This is a genomic window from Acinetobacter pittii ANC 4050 (assembly GCF_000399685.1).
GTDB lineage: Bacteria > Pseudomonadota > Gammaproteobacteria > Pseudomonadales > Moraxellaceae > Acinetobacter > Acinetobacter pittii_E.
In genome coordinates, this window is the sequence record NZ_KB976987.1 from 1,441,184 (window position 1) to 1,467,753 (window position 26,570).

Annotated in this window: 25 protein-coding genes; 12 read left to right on the top strand and 13 right to left on the bottom strand. The window is 38.4% G+C overall.

Features of this window, described 5'->3' with window-relative positions; translation table 11 throughout:
- Positions 1–449 (bottom strand): KGG domain-containing protein (locus F931_RS22515; RefSeq protein ID WP_016141358.1); only part of this gene is annotated, 449 nt, incomplete at its 3' end.
- Positions 450–920: 471 nt separating this feature from the next.
- Here F931_RS22515 and F931_RS10590 point away from each other — a divergent pair.
- Together F931_RS10590 and yhxC are read left to right on the top strand one after the other, a co-directional pair.
- The gene (locus tag F931_RS10590; RefSeq protein ID WP_016141359.1) at positions 921–1,322 is read left to right on the top strand and encodes a DUF6367 family protein; all 402 of its coding nucleotides are present in this window, start codon (positions 921–923) and stop codon (positions 1,320–1,322) included.
- A 140-nt stretch (positions 1,323–1,462) separates the two neighbouring features.
- Entirely contained in the window at positions 1,463–2,341 is an 879-nt protein-coding gene (gene yhxC, locus F931_RS10595) for an SDR family oxidoreductase (RefSeq protein ID WP_016141360.1), read from the top strand.
- 56 nt (positions 2,342–2,397) lie between these two features.
- On the opposite strand, the gene katE is transcribed toward yhxC, so the two are convergent.
- Together katE and F931_RS10605 are read right to left on the bottom strand one after the other, a co-directional pair.
- Positions 2,398–4,542, bottom strand: coding sequence for a catalase HPII (gene katE / locus F931_RS10600; protein ID WP_080649479.1), 2,145 nt, complete (start codon positions 4,540–4,542; stop codon positions 2,398–2,400).
- A gap of 49 nt (positions 4,543–4,591) precedes the next feature.
- Complete coding sequence (locus F931_RS10605; protein WP_016141362.1) at positions 4,592–6,004, bottom strand: iron-containing redox enzyme family protein; 1,413 nt, start codon at positions 6,002–6,004, stop codon at positions 4,592–4,594.
- Between the two features lie 316 nt (positions 6,005–6,320).
- Here F931_RS10605 and F931_RS10610 point away from each other — a divergent pair, with 316 nt between their 5' ends.
- The 3 genes from F931_RS10610 (at position 6,321) to F931_RS10620 (ending at position 7,726) form a co-directional block, all read left to right on the top strand.
- Positions 6,321–6,797, top strand: a complete 477-nt coding sequence (locus tag F931_RS10610) for a CinA family protein (RefSeq protein ID WP_016141363.1) — start codon at positions 6,321–6,323, stop codon at positions 6,795–6,797.
- A gap of 279 nt (positions 6,798–7,076) precedes the next feature.
- Positions 7,077–7,304, top strand: a complete 228-nt coding sequence (locus tag F931_RS10615; RefSeq protein WP_016141364.1) for a hypothetical protein — start codon at positions 7,077–7,079, stop codon at positions 7,302–7,304.
- 116 nt (positions 7,305–7,420) lie between these two features.
- Positions 7,421–7,726 (top strand): hypothetical protein, encoded by a 306-nt coding sequence (locus F931_RS10620; protein WP_016141365.1) that lies wholly within the window; start codon positions 7,421–7,423, stop codon positions 7,724–7,726.
- 118 nt (positions 7,727–7,844) lie between these two features.
- Here F931_RS10620 and F931_RS10625 read toward each other — a convergent pair whose 3' ends face one another.
- From F931_RS10625 to F931_RS22470, 3 genes are all read right to left on the bottom strand, one after another.
- On the bottom strand, positions 7,845–8,063 hold the full coding sequence (locus F931_RS10625) for a hypothetical protein (RefSeq protein ID WP_016141366.1): 219 nt from the start codon (positions 8,061–8,063) through the stop codon (positions 7,845–7,847).
- Positions 8,064–8,164: 101 nt separating this feature from the next.
- Complete coding sequence (locus F931_RS10630) at positions 8,165–8,593, bottom strand: hypothetical protein (protein WP_016141367.1); 429 nt, start codon at positions 8,591–8,593, stop codon at positions 8,165–8,167.
- A 266-nt stretch (positions 8,594–8,859) separates the two neighbouring features.
- Positions 8,860–9,003 carry a hypothetical protein gene (locus F931_RS22470; protein WP_016141368.1) on the bottom strand — a complete coding sequence of 48 codons (144 nt, stop codon included), beginning with the start codon at positions 9,001–9,003 and terminating at the stop codon, positions 8,860–8,862.
- A 904-nt stretch (positions 9,004–9,907) separates the two neighbouring features.
- On the opposite strand from F931_RS22470, the gene F931_RS22600 reads away from it, so the two are divergent.
- Positions 9,908–10,210, top strand: coding sequence for a hypothetical protein (locus F931_RS22600; RefSeq protein ID WP_016141369.1), 303 nt, complete (start codon positions 9,908–9,910; stop codon positions 10,208–10,210).
- Here the strand turns inward: F931_RS22600 and F931_RS10640 are convergent.
- Complete coding sequence (locus F931_RS10640) at positions 10,203–11,108, bottom strand: LysR family transcriptional regulator (RefSeq protein ID WP_016141370.1); 906 nt, start codon at positions 11,106–11,108, stop codon at positions 10,203–10,205. The genes F931_RS22600 and F931_RS10640 overlap by 8 nt on opposite strands.
- A 111-nt stretch (positions 11,109–11,219) precedes the next feature.
- Here F931_RS10640 and F931_RS10645 point away from each other — a divergent pair, with 111 nt between their 5' ends.
- Positions 11,220–12,458, top strand: coding sequence for an SGNH/GDSL hydrolase family protein (locus tag F931_RS10645; protein ID WP_016141371.1), 1,239 nt, complete (start codon positions 11,220–11,222; stop codon positions 12,456–12,458).
- Positions 12,459–12,505: 47 nt separating this feature from the next.
- Here F931_RS10645 and F931_RS10650 read toward each other — a convergent pair whose 3' ends face one another.
- From F931_RS10650 to F931_RS10670, 5 genes are all read right to left on the bottom strand, one after another.
- Positions 12,506–13,861 (bottom strand): MFS transporter, encoded by a 1,356-nt coding sequence (locus F931_RS10650; RefSeq protein WP_016141372.1) that lies wholly within the window; start codon positions 13,859–13,861, stop codon positions 12,506–12,508.
- A gap of 100 nt (positions 13,862–13,961) precedes the next feature.
- The gene (locus tag F931_RS10655) at positions 13,962–15,245 is read right to left on the bottom strand and encodes a DcaP family trimeric outer membrane transporter (RefSeq protein ID WP_080649690.1); all 1,284 of its coding nucleotides are present in this window, start codon (positions 15,243–15,245) and stop codon (positions 13,962–13,964) included.
- A 278-nt stretch (positions 15,246–15,523) separates the two neighbouring features.
- Positions 15,524–16,195, bottom strand: coding sequence for a class I SAM-dependent methyltransferase (cmoA, locus tag F931_RS10660; RefSeq protein ID WP_016141374.1), 672 nt, complete (start codon positions 16,193–16,195; stop codon positions 15,524–15,526).
- Between the two features lie 71 nt (positions 16,196–16,266).
- Positions 16,267–17,961, bottom strand: a complete 1,695-nt coding sequence (locus F931_RS10665) for an AMP-binding protein (RefSeq protein ID WP_016141375.1) — start codon at positions 17,959–17,961, stop codon at positions 16,267–16,269.
- Positions 17,962–18,070: 109 nt separating this feature from the next.
- A complete protein-coding gene (locus tag F931_RS10670; RefSeq protein ID WP_016141376.1) occupies positions 18,071–18,688 on the bottom strand; it encodes a TetR/AcrR family transcriptional regulator in 618 nt (205 codons plus the stop codon).
- 144 nt (positions 18,689–18,832) lie between these two features.
- Here F931_RS10670 and ivd point away from each other — a divergent pair, with 144 nt between their 5' ends.
- Genes ivd through mvaB form a run of 5 tightly spaced genes read left to right on the top strand, consistent with a single transcriptional unit; the run spans position 18,833 to position 25,346 of the window.
- Complete coding sequence (gene ivd / locus F931_RS10675; protein ID WP_016141377.1) at positions 18,833–20,005, top strand: isovaleryl-CoA dehydrogenase; 1,173 nt, start codon at positions 18,833–18,835, stop codon at positions 20,003–20,005.
- A 24-nt stretch (positions 20,006–20,029) separates the two neighbouring features.
- On the top strand, positions 20,030–21,631 hold the full coding sequence (locus F931_RS10680) for a carboxyl transferase domain-containing protein (protein ID WP_016141378.1): 1,602 nt from the start codon (positions 20,030–20,032) through the stop codon (positions 21,629–21,631).
- Between the two features lie 9 nt (positions 21,632–21,640).
- Entirely contained in the window at positions 21,641–22,444 is an 804-nt protein-coding gene (locus F931_RS10685; protein ID WP_016141379.1) for an enoyl-CoA hydratase/isomerase family protein, read from the top strand.
- An 11-nt stretch (positions 22,445–22,455) separates the two neighbouring features.
- The gene (locus F931_RS10690) at positions 22,456–24,447 is read left to right on the top strand and encodes an acetyl/propionyl/methylcrotonyl-CoA carboxylase subunit alpha (protein WP_016141380.1); all 1,992 of its coding nucleotides are present in this window, start codon (positions 22,456–22,458) and stop codon (positions 24,445–24,447) included.
- Complete coding sequence (mvaB, locus tag F931_RS10695; protein ID WP_016141381.1) at positions 24,444–25,346, top strand: hydroxymethylglutaryl-CoA lyase; 903 nt, start codon at positions 24,444–24,446, stop codon at positions 25,344–25,346. Before F931_RS10690 ends, mvaB begins: the two co-directional genes overlap by 4 nt.
- A 251-nt stretch (positions 25,347–25,597) precedes the next feature.
- On the opposite strand, the gene F931_RS10700 is transcribed toward mvaB, so the two are convergent.
- Positions 25,598–26,539, bottom strand: a complete 942-nt coding sequence (locus F931_RS10700) for a LysR family transcriptional regulator (protein ID WP_016141382.1) — start codon at positions 26,537–26,539, stop codon at positions 25,598–25,600.
- Positions 26,540–26,570: the final 31 nt, after the last annotated feature.

Genomic DNA, 26,570 nt, shown 5'->3' on the forward strand with positions numbered 1-26,570 from the left:
CCTGAGCGGCCACCGCGATCATCATCGTCATCGTCGTCATCACGGCTACGACCTCGGCCTCGGCCACCTGAACGGCCACCGCGATCGTCATCATCGTCATCATCATAACGGCTGCGACCACGGCCACTTGAGCGGCTACCGCGATCGTCATCATCATCATCATCATCACGACTGCGGCCACGACCATTACGGTCATTTTTATGACTTAAAGCACCCGCTTCACGTGCTTCTTCAGACGTAAATTCATGAGCGTTACCACTTGCATGGGCTGCTCGGCCAGCTTCACGAGCTTCTTCAGACGTAAACTCATGTGCATTACCACTTGCATGGGCTGCTCGCCCACCTTTGCTGGCTATTTCTCGTACTCTTTCAGGATCCATACTTGCAAATCCACGATTTGAAGTACCTGTTCTATTGTTATCATCATCTTCATATCTAGTATTAGCCATAGTTATATCTTCCTATATTTAATTATAGTCACTACCGCTTTTGGTTAACGGATTTAATTAAGATAGAAGATCTGTAATATTTTCCCACCTAGGCTCTGTATCAATCGATTTAAATGTATATAAAATTAAAATTTTAATTTTTTATAACTATATTATTTAAATAAGAATTTATATATTCCAACTTTTATTCAACTTTACCTTTTATATAATTATTCACTCATTATTACTCAAGCGTACATTAAAATATATTCTTACAATCGGTTTTAAAACTATCATGTAAATAACAAAACAGTTTAAATAAAAACAAAAAGTAAAACTATGAAACATCCCCACCTAAAAAAATACAAATGAAAAACAAATAATTTTATTAAAAAACAGAAACATATATCATTACATTTCTTTAAAATCTTTACTTGAGTAATAAAAAATACTATTTAAAAATTAATTTAAGATATTTTGAGTGAGTTAGCCATGAAAGCAGATCAACAATCATCACTTCCACAATATATTCATATTTCTATTCCAGAAATTCTATTAGGTCATATTAAGTCTAAGAATTCATGGCAAAATTATGATCAAGAATGGAGTTATAGATTAGAACCCCCACATGCAAGCCATCCCTTCCAAAGAGACTTATACATTATTAAATCAAAAGATATGAACCAAGAAGATATAAAATTATTACACGATAATATCGTACATCAAGATAATAAAGCTCCACACAATATAGAGGGAGCAAAAAAAGTTATTCAGGAAATATTAGACTTATCTAACAATATACCGATAGAAAATTGGTTAGAAGACACAGGAAACCGTTCTATTATTGAGAGTATGATTGATAAAAATAAAATTAAATTAATGGATATTATGTAATTCTCAAATCTAAAATATTTTTTTACATCCTTATATATAAAATAACAAAGACAACTTATTAAAAAATTCATTTTACTTATATTTACGCAACAACAGTTCACCCTATGAAAATTAGATATTCATACAGAGGTATTTAAAACATGGAAAACTCAACAAATCAGTATCCGACGTCTGCTCCAGCACAAGTTCAATCTCATCAACCAGGCGATCAGGAAAAAATGCATCCTGAACCAGAGATTATAAAAAGTTCCCATAAAGGTAGCGAGAAGTTAAAAGGTAAAGTTGCCGTTATTAGTGGTGGTGATAGTGGTATAGGCCGTTCTGTCGCTGTATTGTTTGCCCGTGAAGGAGCCGATATTGCCATCCTTTATCTTGAAGAAGATCAAGATGCCGAAATAACTAAACAGCTCGTGGAAAGAGAAGGACAACATTGTCTTTTATTAAAAGGTGATATTTCTGATCCAGATGTTGCAAAACTAGATATTGATAAAGTTCTACAACAGTACGGCAAAATTAATATTTTAGTGAATAATGCTGGTGTGCAATATCAACAAAAGGAAATTGAGAGTATTAGTAATGAGCAGTTAGAAAAGACATTTAAAACCAATATTTTTCCAATGTTTTATCTTACTAAAGAAGCCATTCCTTATATGGAAGAAGGCGACAGTATTATTAATACGACCAGTATTACCAGCTATCAAGGTCATGATGAGCTAATCGATTACGCAAGTACTAAAGGTGCTATTACTACTTTTACGCGCAGCTTATCGAACAATTTAATGAAACAGAAAAAAGGTATACGAGTGAATGGTGTGGCACCTGGCCCTATCTGGACTCCCCTCATTCCAAGTAGTTTCGATGCAGAAACCGTTGCAGAATTTGGTAAAGATACGCCAATGGGAAGAATGGGACAACCAAGTGAAGTTGCACCTGCTTATCTTTTCCTTGCCTCAGATGATGCGAGTTATATTACAGGTCAGGTTATTCATGTAAACGGTGGTCAAATCGTTAATGGCTAATCATTAAGATATAAAAAAGCCCTGAAAGTAAAAGCTTTCAGGGCTTTTTTTAGTTGTTAAGCTGGTACGTGAGCAGCTATTTGTTCTCGTGACCAAACACGATGAGCCATAATCAAGTTTTTGAATTTTTCAGCAATTTGCTGGAATTCATCTTCAACTAGCGTACCTTCATCGGCAACTAAACCTAGCGGTTCAAGTAAATCAGATTTATTTCCTAAAAATACAATTGGTTTTAAATGTTTATAAGCTTCGAGTACATAGTGGCGCGCTACGCCATCTTGCATAACAGCATTTAAATTATCGCCATCAGGAATAATCACCGCATCATAAGCGATTGAAGGTTCAGCCATTTGCATTCCATCAGCCACAATAATGTTGTCTTGATGATCTTTTACTGGAGCCAAGCTCGGGGCTAGTAAATGAACAACCGCACCTTCTTTAATCGCCCAATTTTTAATAGCTTCAAGGGTATCTGACTTCACAAGGTTATGAATAAGCACAGCAACTTTTCGGCCTTGAATATCTTCTGGAGGGAAAGCCAAGAAAGATAATTTAGCCGACTTTTCAACTGCGGTTTTCTTATAATCTAGCGTTAAATCAGGAACTTCAATTCCTAAATTAGCACCTACTTGTCGAGCTAAGTCGAGATCAATATTTGCCAAAATTTGTTGAACTTGGCGCTCACGGATGTGTTTTCTTTGCACTTTACTTAATTCAAAAGTATAGGCATCGACCACATGCTTTTGCTCATGAGGCGCAAGGCTCTTGTAGTAAAGGCGCGGTTGTGAAAAATGATCGGAAAAGGTTTCACTTCTTTGACGAAGTTTATGTCCACTAATATTTTCAGGATAGCTTTCGAAACCACCATTTGAAGCCGCAGGTGGTGTTTCTGCTGGCCAATCATTATCAATTGAGTTTGGTTGGTATGCAGCCTGCCCTTTGTGAATCGTATGTTGGTGAAGACCATCTCGTTGATTGTTATGGAATGGACACACAGGTTTATTGATCGGGATTTGATGGAAGTTTGGTCCGCCTAAACGACTTAACTGCGTATCGGTGTAAGAGAATAGACGTGCTTGTAAAAGTGGGTCATTTGTAAAATCAATTCCTGGCACGATGTGGCCTGGACAGAAAGCCACCTGCTCTGTTTCTGCAAAGAAATTATCTACATTGCGGTTCAAAACAAATCGGCCAATTGGTGTTACTGGAACCAACTCTTCAGGAATAATTTTTGTTGGATCTAACAAATCGAAGTCAAAGTTCATTTCATCATCTTCTTCGATAATTTGTACACCCAATTCCCATTCTGGATAAACCCCATTCTCAATCGCTTCATAGAGATCTCGACGGTGGAAATCCGGATCTTTACCTGCAAGCTTTTGAGCTTCATCCCATACTAAAGCACTTAAACCTTGTTTAGGCGTCCAGTGGAATTTCACGAAATGAGATTTGCCTTGAGCATTAATAAGACGGAATGTATGCACACCAAAACCCTGTATTGAGCGTAGGTTACGTGGAATAGCACGGTCCGACATCGCCCAAATGACTGCATGTGCTGACTCAGGCACTAAAGATACAAAATCCCAGAAAGTATCGTGAGCAGTTGCGCCTGTTGGCATTTCTGTATCTGGTTCAGGTTTTACGGCATGCACGAAGTCTGGAAATTTAATACCATCTTGTACAAAAAATACGGGTGCATTGTTACCCACTAAATCGAAATTACCTTCTTGGGTATAAAACTTAATTGCGAAACCGCGAATATCACGCACAGTATCGGCAGAACCACGTGGGCCTTGCACAGTTGAGAAACGTACAAAAATTGGCGTTTGAATACTTGGATCGGTTAAAAATCCCGCCTTTGTAAAACGTTCATTTCCTTCATAGGCCTGAAAGTAACCATGTGCACCTACGCCACGTGCATGCACAATACGTTCAGGAATACGTTCATGGTCAAAATGAGTGATCTTCTCTCTTAAAATAAAATCTTCTAGTAGTGTCGAACCACGGATGCCCGCTCTTAAACTATTTTGGTTATCCGCTATTTTAACCCCTTGGTTTGTGGTTAATGCCTCATTGGTTGCATCATCTCTGACTGAGTCTAATTGTTCAGTTTTTTGGGTAGTATTGGCTTTATTTGCAGCGTCCGCACCAGCCATTTCACTTGTTTTATTTGTTGATTTAACATTATCAGTCATGTTCATTACCTATGTTTTAAAGTTAAACGTGGGGTGAATTAAAAAACTCCAAGAGTTAGTTTTTGTTAAAGGAACTTAAATATGGAAAAAGGAGCTCAACATATTTACGTGTGCTCCATAGACCAATGCTTTTATGATGTGAATCTGGGGCCAAAAACGGGATCAGCTTACATATCTTTATGGCAAGATCAGGTGTTTGACGTATACGTTCCTGAAGTGCGTCGAGTTCGCCATCAGAAATATAGCTAAAGAGATAATCTTGAATACGCTGACTATTTTTTAGTTCTCTGCTGTAAGCCAAAAAGTTAGAAGAATGGTCATTACCAGCAATCCAGTCATGAATAATTTGTCGTTCTACAGGGTTAAATACCCCAAACATTTTTCCATATTCTTCATTAATCATTCGCCAGAACACGCTCTGTTCGGGGTCAGTATTAAATTTAATCCATTTATGATCAATGAGATGTGTAACCAGGCCTTTAACGTCTTCAGGTTTTGATAACCATTGGTTAATGGTTTTACATCCAAACTGTCTTTTTTCGTTATGAATGAGCTGACCCACAAGCGCTTTTCTTTTTAAAATTTTAAGAACTAAATCTTCAAGATTTAAATTTTTAATAATTTTAGAAGATGATACGCCATGGCTATTAAGAGCAAAACCGCGCTTCAATTTATTAAAGAAGTGTTCTTTGTCTCTATATTTATCGTAAATATTTTCTATAACTTTAATTGCTTTATCTGCATGGCCGTTATCAATGTTATCGATAGTGATATGCAAATTAAAATATTTAGAATCAATACCAAGTTCCGCAAGCTCATAATTACTGATGAGCAGATGAAGTGGCAGTTGCTCATAGCCTAAATTAAAGCCAACAATTTCAGGAATAAACTCAGATGGAGCATAACCAAGCGCCAGCTGAATCACAGCATTATGATAATATTCATCTTCTAAGAGTAGATCAAAACTATCGAGCCCAAGACTACGTAATAAGTCATCATAGATACACACATGATTTGCTTTCGGCTCACCTAGCCCCAGCTCTTCCAAATAGGTAATAATAAGGTCATGAAAAACCGGATCATTCCAGTAATGAACTGAACTATATAGCCATGCACCGTCTACTTTTTTAGTGGGTGAAACTTTAATTAAAAACTCAAATGCCTGACCGACATTTTTAAAGTACTCTCTCTCACCTCCACTTTGTCTACGATTCAAATAGGTCTGAAATAGCTCACAATTTTCTTTATTGTCTTTTTCACACCATTCTTTAACCATATTTATAGAAGAAGGAAAATCAATTTCATTTTGATCTATTTTATCTATTTCCTTAATAAGAAATTCTCTTGCTGTCTTTTCTTTTTCAAAACTAGAAATATCAGGATCAAGGAAAAAAACAAATAATTCGTAATAGTTCTGTTGATTATCTTGTAATAAGTCTAATAATCTTTTTTTCACTACAACAGGCATTTCTATTCTCCTTTAGTGAGATATAAATTACCATACTTCAGCTAAACCATAATCCCAGCGTAACTTTGTTAGGTTACGTTATCAAGAAACAACTTATAAATTTAAAAATATTAAAATTCAATAAGATAAAAAATAACACAAACTTACATTCTCACTTTTAGAATAATTTAACTGTCTGTTTTTATAAAAAATAAATGAATTATAAATTTTATTTACATTTAACCTACCTTTAAAATTATAAAGACCTAAAAATTAACAAAAAGAAATTAAAAATAATCTTATAACTAAATTAAAAACAGTTGTAAGGAGAAAATAAATGTTTAACTCATGTTGCAAATTACTCGCACAAGAAAAAATTAAAATCGCATTTTTTGAAAGTGCTTCGGCTGGGTATCTGGCTTACCGCTTCTCTTTAAGCCCTTATTCAGGTGACATTCTTATTGGGAGTTTAGTCAGCTATGACTTACGTGTTAAAGAAAATACTCTTCATATTTCACCTGAACTTATTGAAAAATATACGCCTGAGTCTATGCAAGTCACTGTAGAGATGATCAAAAAAGGCAAAGAACTCTTGCATGCCGACCTCTATGTTGCCTGTACTGGATTGCTAAAAAAGGGGGGCTCAGAAACTGCTGAAAAACCTGTAGGCACTTTCTTTTATTCTATTTATTATCAGAATAATTTTTATAACTTTAGAAGAGTATTTAAAGGTTTACCGTGCCTTAAACTTAGACAACTTCTTTATTACATTACCCAAGATATTGAATATATAATATTAGATAATAAAAAATAGCTTTTCTTTATAAAAGATAACAAATACATATTTGGAAATGATCATAGTGTTTGCTTAATTCCAATGTACCTAAATGTAATTTTATCCATCTTCATATTAATTATGTTTATTGATTAAAATTACATTTTATAGAAATCAAGGTTTTATTTAATAATCATAGTTACAGTTAAATATAGGGTAACACCCCAAGGCTACACAATAAAAATTTTCATGTTTTAATGAACCTATCTGAAGCTCTCAGATAAAACACACATCATAAATGATATGAGGTAATTAAAGATGAGCACTACTAATAATCAAAGCAATCAACGCGATAATCAACAGCAACAACAACAGCAAAATGACAACCGTAACAACCAGCAGCAACAAGGCAACCAACAGCAAAACGATCAACAGCAACAAAACAACCAGCAACAACAGCAAAATGACAACCGCCGCCAACAACAAGGCTCTAATCAAAAAGATTCAGGCCAACAAAACTCAAATAACAATAATCAGCAACGTTAATTCGTTGCTGACTTAAATGTCATTTGATGCGGTCATTCATTTTATTTAGGAAGGTGCCCTCACCTTCCTAAATTTACCATAAGCATAAAATTAAATAATAGATGAGGAAAAAACTGATGACAGATCAAAATAGCGATCACGCACGACTGCCAGCTGGCGACCATAATTATTGGCGCGAAAGTTACGTTACTCGTCCTTATTATCAAGAAGCTCAGCTCACTACCCCAGACCTCGATTATGACCGAGACTTTTCGACAGCCTATGAATTAGGTCATCGTGCACGTGCTGAATCGGAACGAGGCACTCAATTCGAAGATGTCGAAGGCGGTTTAGAACAAAAATGGGAAGAATTAAAAGCTGAATCTCGTTTAAAATGGGAACATGCTAAACAAGCCATTAAAGATGCATGGAATGGAAGATAACTTCTTCTAATCACATTCTCTATTGGTCCAAAGCCATGAGCTTATTTCCTATTGGCCCTCGGAAATAAGCTCTTTTTATTGCTAAAATTTCTTAAAAACTTCAGTTTAGAACCCCTCTTTAGAAGAAAGGTGGCATATTAAAATTATTATTTAAATATTGATTGGCTAATTGAGCATTATCAAAAACTTCTTTCTTAAACTGTACACTCGATGCCGATAATGTATGAGTCGGTTTAATGGTTACTTCAACTACATACTTATTTTGCTCATATTTGGCTTTTACCCCATAGATTTCAGACTCATTAATACACGTCCCATCCGTAAAGTATACAAACATGCTTAACCACCTTAAGTATTCATTTGAGCGTCATCGTAATAAAATTCTAATATTATTTAAGCCTGATCTAGTGTTAACATCAGGCTTGTCTGAAAATTGATTTAATTTTCTTTTTTCTTAAAGTATTCAATAATTTCTTCCCCGTTATTTACGGGGCTTCCCGTAGAGGGATATGTTTCTTCATATGCATAGGCAGGCAAAGCAACTTTTGCGCGGATGGGAGGTAATTTTTCTTGACCGCCCGTCGTAATTCGTTCGATAAAACCTGCAAGCCATAGCACAAATTCCTGTGTATTCTTACTTTTAGGAATAATACTTAAATCTAATTTAATTTTAGATTCCTGAAGAGGTTTAATCAGTAATTCAGCGAAATCAATATAATTGTATAAAAGTTTAAGCTTTGTCCCCTTAATCTCGTGTCTGAGCTCAATCATCAAATTGTTAAGGTCTTCCATAGGATCATCTGTAAATCCTTTTTTTTCTTTAACATTTTGATAGATTTTCTCAGCTATCCTTAAGTACTGGGGCATATCCTTACCTTTAAAAAATTGTTTTCACTAAAATGAATTTTGGATGAATATAAGTAATTTATTGTGTTTATTTTATTAATTTTTTGAAACTATAATTTATGTTAGACACAATTCAATAACAACAAATTTATATAAACATAATAACTCACTAATTTATTGATTAATTTTATATTTTCATATAATTGCTTTTTTTATTATGTTACATATTTTATAGAAATAAACGATAAGAAAACCCACATAACAGTGAGTTTTCTTAAGCAAAATTATTATGAGTTTTTATCCATTTGTTGAGGAGTAGTTGGGTCATTAGCGCCATGGGTCCCATTATCTCGCGGATCCCGATCTTGACATGCACTCATACCAACTGCAATTGTCACTACCATACTCACTGCACAAAATATTCTTAACATTGAGGTCACCCTTTTAAATCTTAAGATGTAGCTTTATGAATAACATTTTCTTATGTTTACCTATCGCTATCGTTCTCTTAAGTTTTGTAGGTTATGCAAGCTTTTGTAAAAAGCTAAATAAAATAAATCTAAAAAAATTTACTATTCTTGCAATTGATATTTTGATTATTTTTTGGCAACAGCTAATTATTTAATTACATCATATTTATAAAATTAAAAATTCTTACCCTTTTTAGACTTATGCCTTATTAAGTTAATAGCCCTCTACACTATACAAATACACAATTAATAAATATTTGATATATAAACATTAAAACTCATTTCTTAAATTTGATTGAATGTTTATTCAATACTTCAAATTCTAAATAACTCCTTATTTTATTAATAAAAATTTAAAAATATTAATATTTGTTTATATAAACCAATCTTTTATTTTTGCAATTGACCCGCTTTAAGGCTCAGCTTATGATGCTCCCGCTGACCTATTTTGTCAGTCGGTTTTAGCAGATCGTCTACCTAAGTGCACTAAAAACAAGTTTTTTGGTGTGGAGCCCCTCGTGCCTTTGACGGAGGAACGGGAGTGGGACACCTTCGGGTGTGCTGGTTTCTTAGGTATCAGTCTGCTAACCCTCTTTCGTTTCACCACCATAATTAATAGCAGTGATTGGGCGCAACTTCTTTTATCAAGGAGTCTCTAATGACTATTATTTTATATTATTTTATTTTTCTTACTCTTCACTACCCTTTTATTTGGCTTAAAACAGTTTTAAAAAACTTTTTGTATTTCTTTGCCCATACACACACTCTTCTCTCTCGACAAAAGATCTCAATATTTAACGCATGTTAAAGATTAAGACATCTTCAAACCCAACTGAACGATAACAACAACCAACAAAGAGCAATAATGATGTTTTTTTTATATCGTATTGTTTTAACGTGCATCCTATTAATAAGTTCTATAAGTTTAATAGGTTGCAGATCTATTAGTAAAAATGAATTTAATACACATTGTGTTTGGGCAGGTCGTGCACTTTCACAATGCAACTGTATTTATAACTCTTTAGAAAAACATTATTCGCCACAGTTTGTAGAAAACTTACCAAAAGTAAGCTTACAAAATATTGATGCGGATATGCACTTTGTGGAAACAATGAATGAAACCATGGATCAATGTCGATTAAGTGCCAGAAAAAAACCAATTAACTAATGTTTGCATGCTCGACCAAGAAATCTAAAAAAGCCCTGACACGTTTAGGAACATATTTGTCATGTCCGATCCAGACGGCATGAAATTCTTCAGAAGCATTGGTATTCCAGTCTTCAAGAATTTTGACCAATAGTTTTTGCTCTACAGCTTTTTGGATTTGGAATTCATTAAGCTGTGCAACGCCCACACCTTTAAGTGCTAACTGTAAGATCGCTTCTCCATGATTTACTCTTAACACTTTAGTGGGGACAAGCGTGATTTCTTGATCGTCTTTTTTAAAGAACCATGTTTTATTCTGGCGTTGATAACTTACATCTAAAAGCTGATGTTCATATAAGTCTTCTGGGTGCTGCGGACAGCCATACTTTTCAATATAGGCTGGTGAACATACATAATGTTTCTGCGTGCTCCCGAGTGTACGAGCAATCAAGTTTGAGCTTTTTAAAGGCCCTGTACGAATTGCAACATCTATTCTTTGCTCAACCAAATTAATCACTTCATCGCTTAAATGAGCTTCTAATTCTATTTGTGGGTAGCGTTGATTAAATAGAGAAATACAAGGCAATAGAAAATGCGTCCAATATGAAAGACTAGTATGAACTCTAATTCGCCCTTGCGGCATGTGGTTTGCAGTAACAGATTGTTCAAGTTCGTCTAGATCGTTCAGGATTTGAATGCCTTGCTCATAAAACTGGCATCCTTCACTGGTGAGTTGGAACTGACGTGTTGAACGGTTCAGTAGCCTGACGCCAAGTCTTTTTTCCAACCGAGAAATTAACTTACTGACCGCAGACGGCGTCATGCCACACGCTCTTGCAACAGCAGAGAAACTTCCAAGCTCGACCACTCGAATAAAAATTGCCAACTCACCAGACCGATTAATATCAAAGTAGGACATAACAAAAGCTATTTATGAATTTCATTCACAAATCTTATTCCGCTTATGTCGCTATAACAAGTCAGCAATTTGTTTCAAGATAACTTTAATTTATTTTAAAGAGTTCACGAGATGAAACTTTATCAATCCGCCCTATTTTCTCTTGTTTTATCATCTACTGTAGCGCAAGCAGAAGTACAAAATAGCCAATGGATTACCACTTGGGCAGCGAGTCCACAAAAAGTTTGGAATAAAGATTTCATTTTTCCGACTCTAATTCCAGATCAAATATCTAATCAGACCATCAAACAAATTAGTCAAATTAGTTTAGGTGGTGAAGCTGTTAGGCTTATTTTTACCAATCAATATGGGGATCAACCGATCTATATTGATAAAACTACCGTGGGACTAATCAAAGGACAAAGCCTAAAATCTAAGAATACTTATCCAGTTTATTTTTCTGGAAAGCTTAAAGCACAAATTTTACCTGGCAAACAGCTAATGAGTGATCCAATCCAGCTACCTGTTCCCAATCATGGGCAATTAATGGTTAATACCTTTATTCAAAAGCCAACTACATTTAAAACTTTTCATTGGGACGCCAAACAAACCAGTTGGCTAATTACAGGCAACCAGACCGCCAACTTAAATACCCCTAGCAAAGCCAAAACTACCACTGCGCGATTATTATTGTCAGCTGTGGAAGTAAAACCGAAGCGTAAAGCACATGTTATTGCAGTCATTGGAGATTCAATTACCGATGGTGCAACTGCAACTTTAGATGCAAATACCAGATGGACCGACTTTTTAGCTAAGCGCTTATCACCACATCAAGTAGCGGTCATTAATAGTGGAATTTCAGGAAATCGGTTACTTAACGACGGTATGGGCGACAGTGCTTTAGAACGCTTGAAAAAAGAAGTATTTCAATATTCTGGAGTGAAAACATTAATTGTTCTGGTGGGTATTAATGATATCTCATGGCCGGGTACCGCATTTGCACCTAAACAACCAATACCGACTTTTGAAGCATTAACCCAAGGCTATAAACGTGTGGTAGATGAAGCACATCACCAAGGTATTCAAGTGATTGGGGCAACGTTACTTCCATTTTCAGGTGCCTTACCCAACACTCCTTTAGATAATTACTATCAACCGAATAAAGATGAATTACGTCAGCGTATTAATCACTGGATGAGAACCAGCCATACATTTGACGGCGTACTTGATCTTGATCAAGGCTTAAAAGACCCTAAACATCCTGATCGATTAAATCCAATTTATGATTCGGGAGATCATTTACATCCTAATGACCGTGGTAATCAACAAATGGCAAATCTGGTCGATGTAAACCAGTTACTTCATAAATAAAACCCAGATACAGGTAGGAATTTGCTCCCTACCTGTATCAATATTGATTAATTACCTTCTAACTCGACGTTAAGTTTTGGTGTAATGGACTGTTTTTCAGCTACATGTCTTCGGAGTACCATGACAGCAAAAAGTCCTAAAATTGCAGGGATTGCGATCATCACAAAATTCATCTTATGTGGAAGTTCAAAACCTAATAACAGACCCGTTAAGATAGGACCAACAATTGCCCCAATACGACCGACACCAGAAGCACAGCCAATTCCAGTAGAACGCACACTTAATGGATAATATTGCGCCACATAGCTATAAAGCAAAATTGAGGTACCAATCGTTGCCGCTCCTGCCACAGTCACCAAACCATATAAAACATAAGCTGGTGAGTTAAAACCTAAGCCAACCAGTGCCAGAACACCCGATAGCAGCATTCCCATAATTACAGGTTTTAAGTGGAATTTATCAGACAAAATCCCACCACCGATTGAACCGATCATTGCACCAACATTTAAGGCAAGCAAGAATAAAATACTCTTTCCGAGCGAGTACCCTGCTGCCAGCATGAGTTTTGGTAACCAGCTACTTAAGGCATATACCATGAGTAAGCACATAAAGAATACGAGCCAGAACATGAGTGTATTAAATGCACGGCCTTGCTGAAATAATCCCTTTACAGAGCTACCTGTTGGCACATTATCTTCATTAAGCACTAAGTGTGTGTTGATAGTTAAGGTTTGTTCAGGTGAAATTTTTTGAATAATTTTATGTGCCTGTTCAGTTTTACCAGTCTTCACTAGAAAGGTTAATGACTCAGGTAAAAACTTCCAAATGACAGGTAATAAAAGTAATGGAATACCAGCAATTAAAAACATAATTTGCCACCCCTGACTTTCAACCAAATAACTACCAATTAAGGCTGAAAGAATTCCCCCAATCGCATAACCACTAAACATGGTCCCCACCAGCGTACTGCGTATACGTTTAGGTGCATATTCCGAGGTAAGTGCCACTAAATTTGGCATGACCCCGCCAATGCCTAGTCCCGCCAAGAACCGAAGTACCCCAAACTCAAGTGGGCTTGATGCAAAAGCACCTAAGAAGGTAAAACCACTAAAAAGAGTGACACAAATTAAAATTACATTTTTACGGCCTATTTTGTCTGCCAAAGTTCCAAAGAACATTGCTCCAAACATCATTCCGCACAGTGCTGTACTTGCTAACATCCCCGCTTGTACAGCTGTTAACGACCACTCTTGCATCAGCAAAGGCAGTACTACGCCATAAATCACCAGATCATAACCGTCAAAAATAATAATTAATAAACACCAAAGCAAAATACTCCAGTGAAATGGGGTAAATTTGGCCTGATCAATAACTTCATTTACATTTAATTTAGATGTTGTCATTTACTCACCTCCTCTGTGAGATAAATTCATATTCAATTTTTTAAAACGACATATTGCACCCTAAAGAAAAAACAGATTATTCAAGGTTTTGCTGAATAAATTAAAAGTCATAACTCGCCATCATATTGAAGCGGCTATCAATCCCGTTACGGCCATCAAAAGTTTCTCGTTCGCCATAAACATATTCGACGCCCAAGGTAATTGGTTTATATGGGTTATAAAGTGCATTCACCCAGCCCTGCCAAAGCTCTTTATTTTGAGTGGTGCTATTACTTTGTAATTCAGCAAAACGGTTATCATCTTTGGCTTTCATATAGCCATAACCCAAGGTTGAACGAATTTGTGGCGTAAATTGATGAGTGATACCCAAAGAAACGGTATCAAATTCATTGCTGTGTATATTGTTTTGATCATCTATTGCATAGCCGCTATTACTCCATAGTAGGAAACGCCCATCTCCTTTGACATGGTAATAATCGGCTTTAAGTAATGTATCGGATGTAATCTGATATTTACCGCCGAAGCCTACACCCCAAGACATTTCCTCATCATTATTGGTTCTCTTTTCGGCAACAAAACTACGCCCCGATAGCATCGAACCATTGGCAAATTTATGATTTAAACGCCCAACCAAAGCTGGTAAACGCATTTTGTTATCGGGGTCTGATGCGGCGGTATATTTCGGGTCTTCAACCGATACAGCAAAACTTGTATTGGCAGTTAAGTTATCGCTATAACGAACCAGTGGCGATCTTAATAATGCACTTCCTACAAATGTGCCTGCATCGATCGTTTCTGGATAATATTCTGGAGCAATAAAGGTTGACCATGTTTGACCGACGAGCCATTTGTTAAAGGTTAAATAAGCATGGCGTATCCGAAACTGATCACGAGTGGCTGCCCCAAAGAAGTCCATTTCCAGTTTCCCGCCTACCTCACCCGCAGCAGTTGGGGTTTTAAAATTCAGCCCAAACCGTGTCACATTAACGGTGCTGTGCAACTGGTCTTTTTGTGCGGACTCTTCTGGCGTATTTTCGAGCGGTACTCCACTAATATTGTTATACATAGTAGAGGCCCCCTTCATTTGATAAGAAGCGTCTGCCCGTATATAACCGTATAAGTTAAATTCTGCACCAGACTTGGTTAAACCTTGCTGTATTGGCGATACGGCTTGAGGAGTTACTGAATTTGCTAGTTCCACTCGCCCTTGCGATAAAGATTTTTGCGCCTCCATGTTAGCTTGTAACATAGCCCGTAACTCTTTCACTTCTTGGCGAAGTTGTGCTATTTCAGGATCTCTTTGGCCTGCAAAAGCAGAAGACACACATAGAGTGATCGAAACAGCCAACAGGCTTTTTTGAACCGTTGTATTTAAAACTTTCATCATGAAATTTTCCTTTTGACCTTTAATTAGACTTAAAGATCTCGACATCCCTTTTGTTAGGTACCTATCTAAAATAGGTGCTTAAAATTTTGTATTTCTTTTACAAGAAAGACCTTCGATCATATTTTTTAGTCAAAACCTCCCTAAAGCGGCCTAAAAGCCACTTTTTAAATTGTTTTAAGTAAAGCTAAATCTTTTAATTTTTTTCAGTTTTTATATTCTCTTCCTCATTGAGAATATGTAGGTTTTATATCCGTATTAACGCTTTCCCAAACCGATTATTTTTTTGCAATAAATCCCTGATACGTCAAAATTTGCGTATAAGATTGCACACTTTCAAAACCAGCTTTTTCTAAATGTTTTATATATCCTTCAGTAGTTAAGCTAAAAAAGTCTTGGTCCATACGCTTTAACATTTTTTGACATTGCACTTCCGTTAAACCTTGAGCCAAGCATAAATAACGTAGTGCTTGAAGCTGCTGTGCATTTACACAAGTCATTAAATCGTAGGTCAGTAAAACTGCTTTTTCTTTTAAACGATCATAAATATCCTTAAAAAAAACAGGTTTTATCTCATCTGCAATAAAATGAGCCACCAGTATAGAAAGTGCAGCATCAAAGCAATTTTCCAGAGGTAAAGCTGAAGTTTCACCGTGAATAAAGGTGACTTGGGAAGACTTACCTAAAAGTTCAACCTGTTCCTGAGCTTTTTGCAGCATAGTTAAAGATGGATCAACTGCTGTAAATTTCCAGTCGGGATGTCGTTTAAGTAAATATTCGAGTTCATAACCCGTCCCACAGCCCACAATTAAGATATGAGCATTTGGTGACAACACCGATTGTAAAATGGCATCCACCTGTAGATGGATCACTTCATAGCCCGGAATCAATTTACGAATATGTTGGTCATACCCGTCGACTACTTTTGGGCTATTAAAGTCTTTTGCCATTTTGTTTTCCCTCTATTTAAACTGCCTTTACATTTATAGTTCGCTGCACTTTGACTGGACTCTTGACTTCTTTAGTCAAAGACATTGCCTGTTAAATTAAGTTCAGCTCGCATAATTTCCTGCAATTTAAACTTTTGCGCTTTGCCTGAAGCAGTCATTGGAAACTCATTAAAGAATCGGACATAGCGCGGCACTTTATTATGAGAAATATGCTCTTTACAGAATTGGCGAATACTATCTTCATCAATTTGATGATGTTCATGCAAAATAATACAAGCACAGAGTTCTTCACCATATTTCGCATCTGGCAGCCCAATGACCTGTACGTCACTCACATCTGGATGAGTATATAAAAAGTCTTCAATTTCTTTTGGAAAGAGATTTTCCCCGCCACGAATCACCACATCTTTAATACGGCCTTTGATTTTAATAAAACCGTCTTGGTCCATTTCGGCAATATCACCCGTGTGCATCCAACCGGCTGAATCAATCACTTCTCGAGTCTTTTCTTCTTCACCCCAATAACCCGCCATCACTGAATAACCACGAACACATAGCTCACCTAAAGTACCTTGCGGAACAATTTGCCCTTCTAAATCGACAATTTTAATTTCAACATGCGGATGAACATGTCCAACTGTGCTTACTCGTTTATCAATCGAATCATTTACCGAGCTTTGTACACTTACTGGCGAGGTTTCAGTCATACCGTAACAAATCGTGATTTCAGACATATGCATACGGTCTATAACTCGCTGCATAATTTCACGTGGGCAAGGACTGCCTGCCATAATGCCCGTTCTTAAGCTCGATAGATCAAACTCATTAAACTGTTCATGTTCTAAGGTGGCAATAAACATAGTTGGCACACCATAAGCTGCCGTACAACGTTCTTGATGAATCGCTTTTAAAGTTTCTAAAGGATTAAACACTGCCGATGGATAGACCATGGTTGACCCATGCGTAACGCAGGCTAAATTCCCCATGACCATGCCAAAACAATGAAACAACGGCACAGAAATACACACTTTATCTTGAGGGGTTAAACGTATGCCTTCACCGACAAAATAACCATTATTTAAAATATTATGATGGGTCAACATGGTTCCTTTTGGATTACCTGTTGTACCTGAAGTAAATTGGATATTAATGGTTTCATCAAACTGGAGCTGTTTGGTTAACTGCTTTAACTCTTCTAGCTGTTTTGATGTCGGTGTAGTGACTAAATCACTAAAGCGATGGATACCCGTATGTTGCTGATCATCAATTTTAATGACAAATTTTAAATGTGGCAGTCGCGCTGAACTGAGCACTTTATCTGGACTGTTGGTTAACTCAGGGGCAATTTTTGTAAGTAATTCTTGGTAATCAGTGGTTTTGAATTGAGAAGCAATCACCAATCCTTTGCATGAGACTTTATTCAACACATATTCAAGTTCATGGCTTTTATAAGCTGTATTCAGATTAACTAAAATAATCCCTGCTTTAAAAGCTGCAAATTGGGTAACTGTCCATTCCACACAGTTTGGCGACCAGATGGCTAACCGATCCCCTTTTTTTAATCCCAATTTTAAAAGGCTACAAGCAAAAGCATTGACTTCATCCTGCAAAGCTTTATAGGTTAATCGTCTGTTTTGATGAAAACTAACGATTGCTTCCTTTTCAGCATATTGCTGACAGGCCTGATCAAATTGTTCACCAATGGTCATACCCAATAAGGGCTGCGTGCTTGGTCCCGAGGCGTAGCTTAACCGTTCTTGTTGCATTGAATCATTCTCCTTGATTCTTTTATTCTCTTCTTACCTGATCTAATTTTTGTTACTGCAACTACTTTTCCAAACTACTTATTTTGTGTTGTTTTATCCTTTATATGCCCTATTTCCTCTGCACAGCATCTACACAAAAGTCAGCAATCTGTTTTGAAAAATAGTCTTTGTGGGCATGATCAAACTTTGTATTTTGAGCTGGATCTAGAGGTTCAACCACCACATAGGTCATGGCGCCTACAACACAAAGTGCTGCTGTGTTTAAATCATCCAAGACAAACTCACCACTTGCATTTCCATCTGCTAGTATTTTTTTAATACTTTGTTTAATCAATTGCTTCACACGAAAACGCTCATGCTCAACCGTTGAATCGACGGGTTCAAACATGAGTGAATATGCAAGCTGAGGACTATTCAGTGCCCGTTTTACAAAGGTCGCCACCGCCTTATGTAATTTCTGTTTTGCCGATAACTCACTTTCGGTAATCGAATCGATGACCAATAACTCTGTATTAATAGCCTCAGACAAAACTTCAATCAGCACTTGGCTTTTATTATCAAAGTAGCGATAAACCAGTCCACTTGATACACCCGCTTGCTCTGCAATTGTTTGTATTTGCGCGTCTTTAAACCCTCCCTCTGAAATTAATTTTCTGGCTGAACTCAAAATCGAATTACGATTTTGCTCCATCCGCTCCTGCATTAAAGATGATCGTTTATAGCTCATAATTTATTCTCTAACAAATAAAATGAATTGTAAATCATTTTATGAATCTGTATTCACTTTTTTGAAAAATCATTGTATGGTACATATCAGATATCCACAAAATATTTTATGGACAACAAATATAACCAATAGGATGAAAATATCATGAACCTACGCAGCTTGAATTTCGGTCTAGATGAAACTTTAATTGCGCTTCAAGATTCAGTAGCCGCATTTTGTGCAAAGGAAATTGCACCAATTGCCCAACAAGTTGATCAAGACAATAAATTCCCTGCACATCTCTGGAAGAAATTCGGAGATATGGGCCTTTTAGGTATGACAGTTTCTGAAGAATACGGCGGTGCCAATATGGGTTATTTAGCTCATATTATTGCCTTACAAGAAATTTCTCGTGCTTCGGCAGCTATTGGTTTGTCTTACGGTGCTCATTCTAATTTATGTGTAAACCAAATTAACCGTAACGGTAACGAACAGCAAAAACAGAAGTATTTACCAAAATTGATTTCCGGTGAATATGTAGGTGCCCTTGCGATGTCGGAGCCAAATGCAGGTTCTGATGTGGTCAGCATGAAATTACGTGCTGAGCAAAAAGGAGATCACTTCGTTTTAAATGGTTCAAAAATGTGGATCACCAATGGCGGGGATGCAGATGTATTGGTGGTATATGCCAAAACTGATCCGCAAGCTGGTGCAAAAGGCATGACTGCTTTTTTAGTTGAAAAAGGCATGAAAGGCTTTAGCCATGGTAATCATTTAGACAAACTCGGCATGCGTGGCTCTAACACTTACCCGCTGTTTTTTGACAATGTAGAAGTACCTGCTGAAAACGTACTCGGTGGTGTTGGTAATGGTACAAAAGTACTGATGAGCGGTTTGGACTATGAACGAGCAGTTTTAAGTGCCGGGCCTTTAGGTATTATGGATGCCTGTTTAGATGTGGTAATTCCATATTTACATCAACGCGAACAGTTTGGCCAAGCTTTAGGTGAATTCCAGCTTATGCAAGGTAAACTTGCCGATATGTATTCAACTTGGTTGGCATGTAAAGCCCTCGTCTATGCCGTTGGTGCTGCATGTGATAAAGCTGACCATGACCGCAGTCTACGTAAAGATGCTGCAAGCGCCATTTTATATGCTGCTGAAAAAGCAACATGGATGGCCGGTGAGGCAATTCAAACTTTAGGCGGCAACGGTTATATCAATGAATTCCCTGCTGGCCGTTTATGGCGTGATGCAAAACTTTATGAAATTGGTGCCGGAACTTCTGAAATTCGCCGTATGCTGATTGGCCGCGAACTCTTCAATGAAACCAAATAATAATTATAAATAAGGACGCATCTTATGAACCAATTACAAAGCAAGATTAATGTTCGAAGTGAAGACTTCAAAACAAACCAGCAAGCCATGCAAACATTGGTCACAGATCTAAAACAAGTTGCCCAGCGTATTGCGTTAGGCGGCGGTGAAAATGCCCGTCAAAAACATTTGGCTCGAGGTAAACTTTTACCCCGTGAACGTATTGATCAATTGATTGATGTCGGCACGGCATTTTTAGAAATTGGACAGTTGGCAGCGTATAACGTTTATGAAGATGATGTTCCTGCCGCAGGTGTGATTGCAGGTATTGGTCAAGTCAACGGTGTAACTTGCATGATCGTTGCCAACGATGCAACGGTTAAAGGCGGAACATATTACCCACTTACGGTTAAAAAGCATTTACGCGCACAAGAAATTGCCGAACAAAATCACTTGCCTTGTATTTATTTGGTGGATTCAGGTGGTGCTTATTTGCCAATGCAAGATGAGGTTTTCCCAGACCGCGATCATTTCGGGCGTATTTTCTATAACCAAGCACGCATGTCGAGCCTAGGTATTGCTCAAATTGCTGTCGTGATGGGTAGCTGTACCGCTGGCGGTGCGTATGTTCCTGCCATGTCTGATGAAACCATTATTGTCCGTAACCAAGGTACGATTTTCTTAGGCGGCCCTCCTCTAGTAAAAGCTGCAACTGGCGAAGTGGTGAGCAGTGAAGACTTAGGCGGTGGCGATGTACACACACGTCTTTCGGGTGTAGCTGACCATTTAGCTGAAAATGATGAACATGCCATTGCGATTGCGCGGAACATTGTTGCGAACTTAAATAAAAAGCCAAACGACTTAAATAAACAAGTTGATGAACCGCTATTTGATGCATCAGAACTCTATGGCGTGGTGCCAAGCGATGCGCGTAAACCTTTTGATGTTCGTGAAGTGATTGCACGTATTGTAGACGGCTCTCGTTTTGATGAGTTCAAAGCACGTTTTGGTTCAACATTAATTACGGGTTTTGCTTCACTTTACGGTATGCCAGTCGGCATTATTGCCAATAACGGAATTTTATTTTCTGAGTCTGCACAAAAAGGTGCGCACTTTATTGAGCTATGCACGCAGCGCAATATTCCATTGTTATTCCTACAAAACATTACGGGCTTTATGGTTGGTCGCCAGTATGAAAATGAAGGGATCGCAAAAAATGGCGCTAAATTGGTGATGGCAGTTGCAACCGCAAATGTACCAAAACTCACCCTGATTATTGGTGGTTCGTTTGGTGCAGGTAACTACGGTATGTGTGGCCGTGCTTATTCACCACGCTTTTTATGGACATGGCCGAACTCTCGTATTTCAGTAATGGGCGGCGAACAAGCAGCAAGCGTACTCTCTACCTTAAAACGTGATCAGATTGAGCAAAAAGGTGCTGAGTGGTCAGCGCAAGAAGAAGACGAGTTTAAACAACCAATTCGTGAACAGTACGAGCGCCAAGGCCATCCATACTATGCTTCTGCGCGCCTTTGGGATGACGGTGTCATTGACCCAGCTCAAACTCGCCAAGTACTTGGTTTAAGTCTTGCTGCTGCAATGAATGCCCCAATCCAGCCAACCAAATTTGGCGTGTTCCGCATGTAAGAGGTGTATATGAGCTATCAATTTTTACAACTCGAACAACAAGGTCAGGTTGCCTATGTTTGGTTGAACCGCCCTGAATTGCACAATGCTTTCAACACCACCGTTATTGGAGAGTTACATGCTTGCTTTAAGCAAATCAATACACGTGATGACATTCGTGTTGTAGTTTTAGCAGGTCGCGGTAAAAGCTTTTCGGCAGGTGCCGACCTCAACTGGATGAAACAGGCAGGTCAGGCATCTTCAGCAGAAAATGAAGCAGATGCATTAAAACTTGCACAAATGCTTGATGCACTTGCAACACTTAAGCAACCGACTATTGCCCGAGTACATGGCATTGCCTTTGGTGGCGGCATGGGCTTAGCGTCAGCATGTGATATTTGCATTGCCAGTACCGATGCCAAGTTTGCAACATCTGAGGTTCGTTTAGGGCTTGCTCCATCTACCATTAGTCCCTATGTGATTCGTGCAATTGGCGCAAGACAAGCTTCACGTTACTTCTTAACTGCCGAACGAATTTCAGCACGTGAAGCCAAACAAATTGGCTTGGCACATGAAGTTGCAGATGCCGAAGACTTAGACAGAAAAGTTCAAGAAATTATTGATGCTCTATTACTTGGTGGCCCGCATGCTCAAGCGGCATCAAAACAACTTATTCAAATGGTGAGCAACCAGACTATGAGCAATGACTTGCTGCAACAGACAGCGCATCATATTGCTCAAGTTCGTCAAGGTAGCGAGGCAAAAGAAGGTCTGAATGCCTTTTTAAATAAGCAACAGCCTGCTTGGATTTCTAACTCGAATAACAACAATTAAGGACGATCATCATGTTTGAAAAGATTTTAATTGCGAACCGTGGCGAAATTGCCTGCCGCGTAATTCGTACAGCTAAAAAATTAGGTATTGCAACAGTTGCCGTTTACTCAGATGCAGATGCAAATGCACAACACGTCAAACTTGCAGATGAAGCGGTTTATATTGGTCAGTCCCCTGCAACTCAGAGTTATTTACAGGTTGACCGTATTATTCAAGCAGCAATTGATACAGGCAGCCAAGCGGTACATCCAGGCTACGGCTTCCTTTCAGAAAATGACCAGTTCGCACTCGCTTGCCAACAGCACAATATTTGCTTTATTGGGCCGCCAGTAGATGCCATTTTGGCAATGGGCTTAAAAGCGACCTCTAAAGCTTTAATGGAAAAAGCAGGTGTTCCTTTAACACCGGGTTATCACGGAACCAACCAAGATGCTGACTTTTTAAAGCAACAGGCAGACCGAATTGGCTATCCTGTTTTAATTAAAGCCAGTGCTGGCGGTGGTGGTAAAGGCATGAGTCTGGTTGAACGCAGTGAAGACTTTCTGCATGCCTTAGCTTCTTGTAAGCGTGAAGCCAAATCGAGCTTTGGTAATGATGATGTCTTGATTGAGCGTTATGTGATTCAACCGCGCCATATTGAAGTTCAAGTATTTGGTGACACACATGGCAATTATGTTCATTTGTTTGAACGCGACTGCTCTGTACAACGCCGCCATCAAAAAGTGCTAGAAGAAGCCCCTGCTCCACAAATGCCAAGCGAGAAGCTCGATGCAATGCGTCAAGCGGCAATTGATGCGGCACGTGCTGTAAATTATGTTGGTGCAGGTACGGTTGAGTTTATTGTGGAACAAGACGGTACGGCGTATTTCATGGAAATGAATACTCGTCTACAAGTCGAACACCCAGTCACTGAAATGATTACAGGTGAAGACTTGGTTGAATGGCAACTTCGTGTGGCTTATGGCGAACCTTTGCCTAAACTACAAAACGAATTAAAAATTCACGGACATGCGCTCGAGGCACGTATTTACGCTGAAGAACCTGAAAAAGGCTTTTTACCTGCAATTGGTAAAATTGACTATCTGCATTACCCAACTAAAAACCAATATGTACGTGTAGACAGCGGTATTGTTGAAGGCGATGAAATCACGACCTATTACGACCCAATGATTGCCAAACTGATCGTATGGGGTAAAAACCGTGAAGCTGCGCTCATTCAAATGCAACATGCCCTAAGCCAATTCCATGTCGATGGTTTAGGCAACAATATTGCCTTCCTTGAAAAAATTGTTCGTAGCGAATCGTTTAAACAAGCCAAGCTTGATACCAATCTGATTCAGCGTGAACAAAACTTCTTGTTTAGTCCTGAAGAAATTAAACCTGAACTTGTGGTAGCAGCGGCATTTATTGAGTTTTTAAGCAAACTTAATAACAACAGTTCAAGCCAAAAACAGCTTTGGCAGGCTCAACCACTTTGGCGTTTAAATATTGCCTATCAGCACAGTATCAAACTGAACTATTTAAACCAAAATATCCAAATCAAATTTGCTTCAAATAACGATGGCTTCACCGCAGACTATAACGGTCAAAGCTACCCGATTTCGGGCCAATTGCTTGATGCACATACGGCGTCTGTTCAAATTAATGGAACTCAGCAAAAGCTATCTTTTAACCAAAGTCAGCAAGGCATTACCTTGTTCCAAAATGGACAAAGTTATAAGTTTGCTTATATTCGCCAAGACTTTAATCAAGCAGATAGCCAAGCCGATGAAGGTCACTTAAAAGCACCAATGCCGGGTGTGGTCACTCAAGTGCTAGTCAGTGCAAATCACAGCGTGAAGAAAGACGATATTTTAATGACGCTTGAAGCCATGAAAATGGAATATACCATCCGCGCCCCTAAAGACGGCGTGATTGTAGATTCTTACTTCCAAGTCGGCGATCAGGTCAAAGCTGGCGATGAGCTTGTGGAATTTCAGCCTGCGCAGGAGGAAGTTGCATGAGTGAATTTGTCAAAATCGTGGAGGTTGGTCCCAGAGACGGCCTCCAAAACGAAAAGCAGGCTTTAACCGTCAAGCAACGCTTAAACTTTATTAATGACTTAATAAATGCTGGCCTAAAATCGATTGAAGTGGGTTCATGCGTCTCGGCAAAATGGGTACCACAAATGGCTCAAAGTGATGAGCTATTTAAGCAATTACCGCAAACAACCGATGTGCAATTTAGCTTGCTTACCCCCAATATCAAAGGTTTTGAAACTGCTCAAGTGGTAGGATGCAAAGAAGTTGCGGTGTTTACCGCAGCTTCTGAAAGCTTTACACGTAAAAACATTAACTGCTCAATCGACGAGAGCTTTGAGAAGTTTAGCGATGTCATGGCCGCAGCCAAAGCACATAACATCCGTGTACGGGGTTATGTCTCTTGTATTGTCGATTGTCCTTATGAAGGCGCAATTGCCCCTGAGCAAGTCATAAAAGTGGTTAAACGGCTCTATGACATGGGCTGCTATGAAGTGTCTTTAGGTGAAACTATTGGCACAGCTACTCCAGATCGCGTTCAAAAGGTGTGGCAAGCCTGCCTCGCCGAACTCGACAGCAAGATTCTAGCTGGGCATTTTCATAATACCTACGGCATGGCAATTGCCAATATTTATCAGTCGTTACAGCAAGGTATTCGTGTTTTTGACTCGTCTCTTGCAGGACTGGGCGGCTGCCCTTATGCCAAAGGGGCTTCGGGCAATGTATCGACCGAAGATCTGTTCTATTTACTCTCCCACATGGGGTTTGAAACTGGCATTGACTTAGAAAAACTGATGCAGGCCAGCCAAAATATTAGCAATGTGTTAAACCGAAAAAGCTTGTCGAACTATGCAAATGCTTATTGGCAAACCAAGTGTGCATAGTCATAAATTAAAATAACTCAGCATCTGGTATATGGCTGAATATTAGACCTAGTACCAGATCATTCTATCTCATCTTTATCTCATTTGGTTTAGGAATTGGGACTAAATCCCTCATGCAATTTTTTAAAATTTATCATTTATCTCTGTATCAAATGCCTCTGTCAAAAGAAGCATTTTCTACCCTATTTTTATTCTAATCCGTATTATTCTTAACCCTTTTTTACCTTAATCCTTAAAAAAAATTTATTTCATTATTTATAAAAATAAGAAGCATCCATTTCGATTCTTGGAGAAATATATTCTTCCACCCAATCTAACCATGCACGTGTTTTGGCATCAATAAAATGGCGTGAAGGCAATAAGGTATAAACCCCAATATCGGGCGAACGCCACTCAGGCAAGATATGACATAATCTTCCATTTTGAACCGCATCTAAAGCCGAGAACATCGGCAATAACGCGACTCCCATATCCTGTTGCACCACATCTAATAACAACTCTGGATTATCTGCAATGAGTTGCCCGCCAGTATCTATTTGATAAGACTCACCCTTTGCATTTAACAAGTGCCAATCTGGCGTAATAGACGGGTTTACCAAGCGTAAACAAGCATGATTTTTTAAGTCTTCTGGAGAAGACGGTACACCATGTTTCTCGAGATACGCAGGTGAAGCACATAAAACAGAAAAAATGGTGCCTATTCTACGTGCAACAAAACGAGAGTCTGTTAATGATTCAGTGAGATAAAGACTGACATCGACCCCTTTTGCCAACAGGTCTGGGACGTATTGTGAAGTCGTATATTCCACCGTTAATTCGGGGTAATGCTTACAAAACTCGGCCATCACTGGAAAGACATAATGATGCCCAAAGCTTCCCATGCTTAATACACGTAAACGACCTTTGGGTTTAGATGCTGTTCCTGTTACTTCTGACTCCGCTTCATCCACCATTGAAATGACTTGGCGACAGCGCTCTGCATAGGTCGCGCCAATGTCGGTGAGTGCCTGCTGGCGGGTTGAGCGTTGTATTAATTTTGTACCTAAGCGTGTTTCTAGCTCGCTGATAAGACGTGAAACCTGTGCTGTGGTCAGATCCATCTGCTCAGCTGCTGCTGTGAAACTCCCGCTATCAATCACTTTCAGGAATGCATGCATTGCATGCAATAGTCCACCATCGAGATTTTTGCGCATAACGTAAATATGTTTTCCTAAATTACGGATT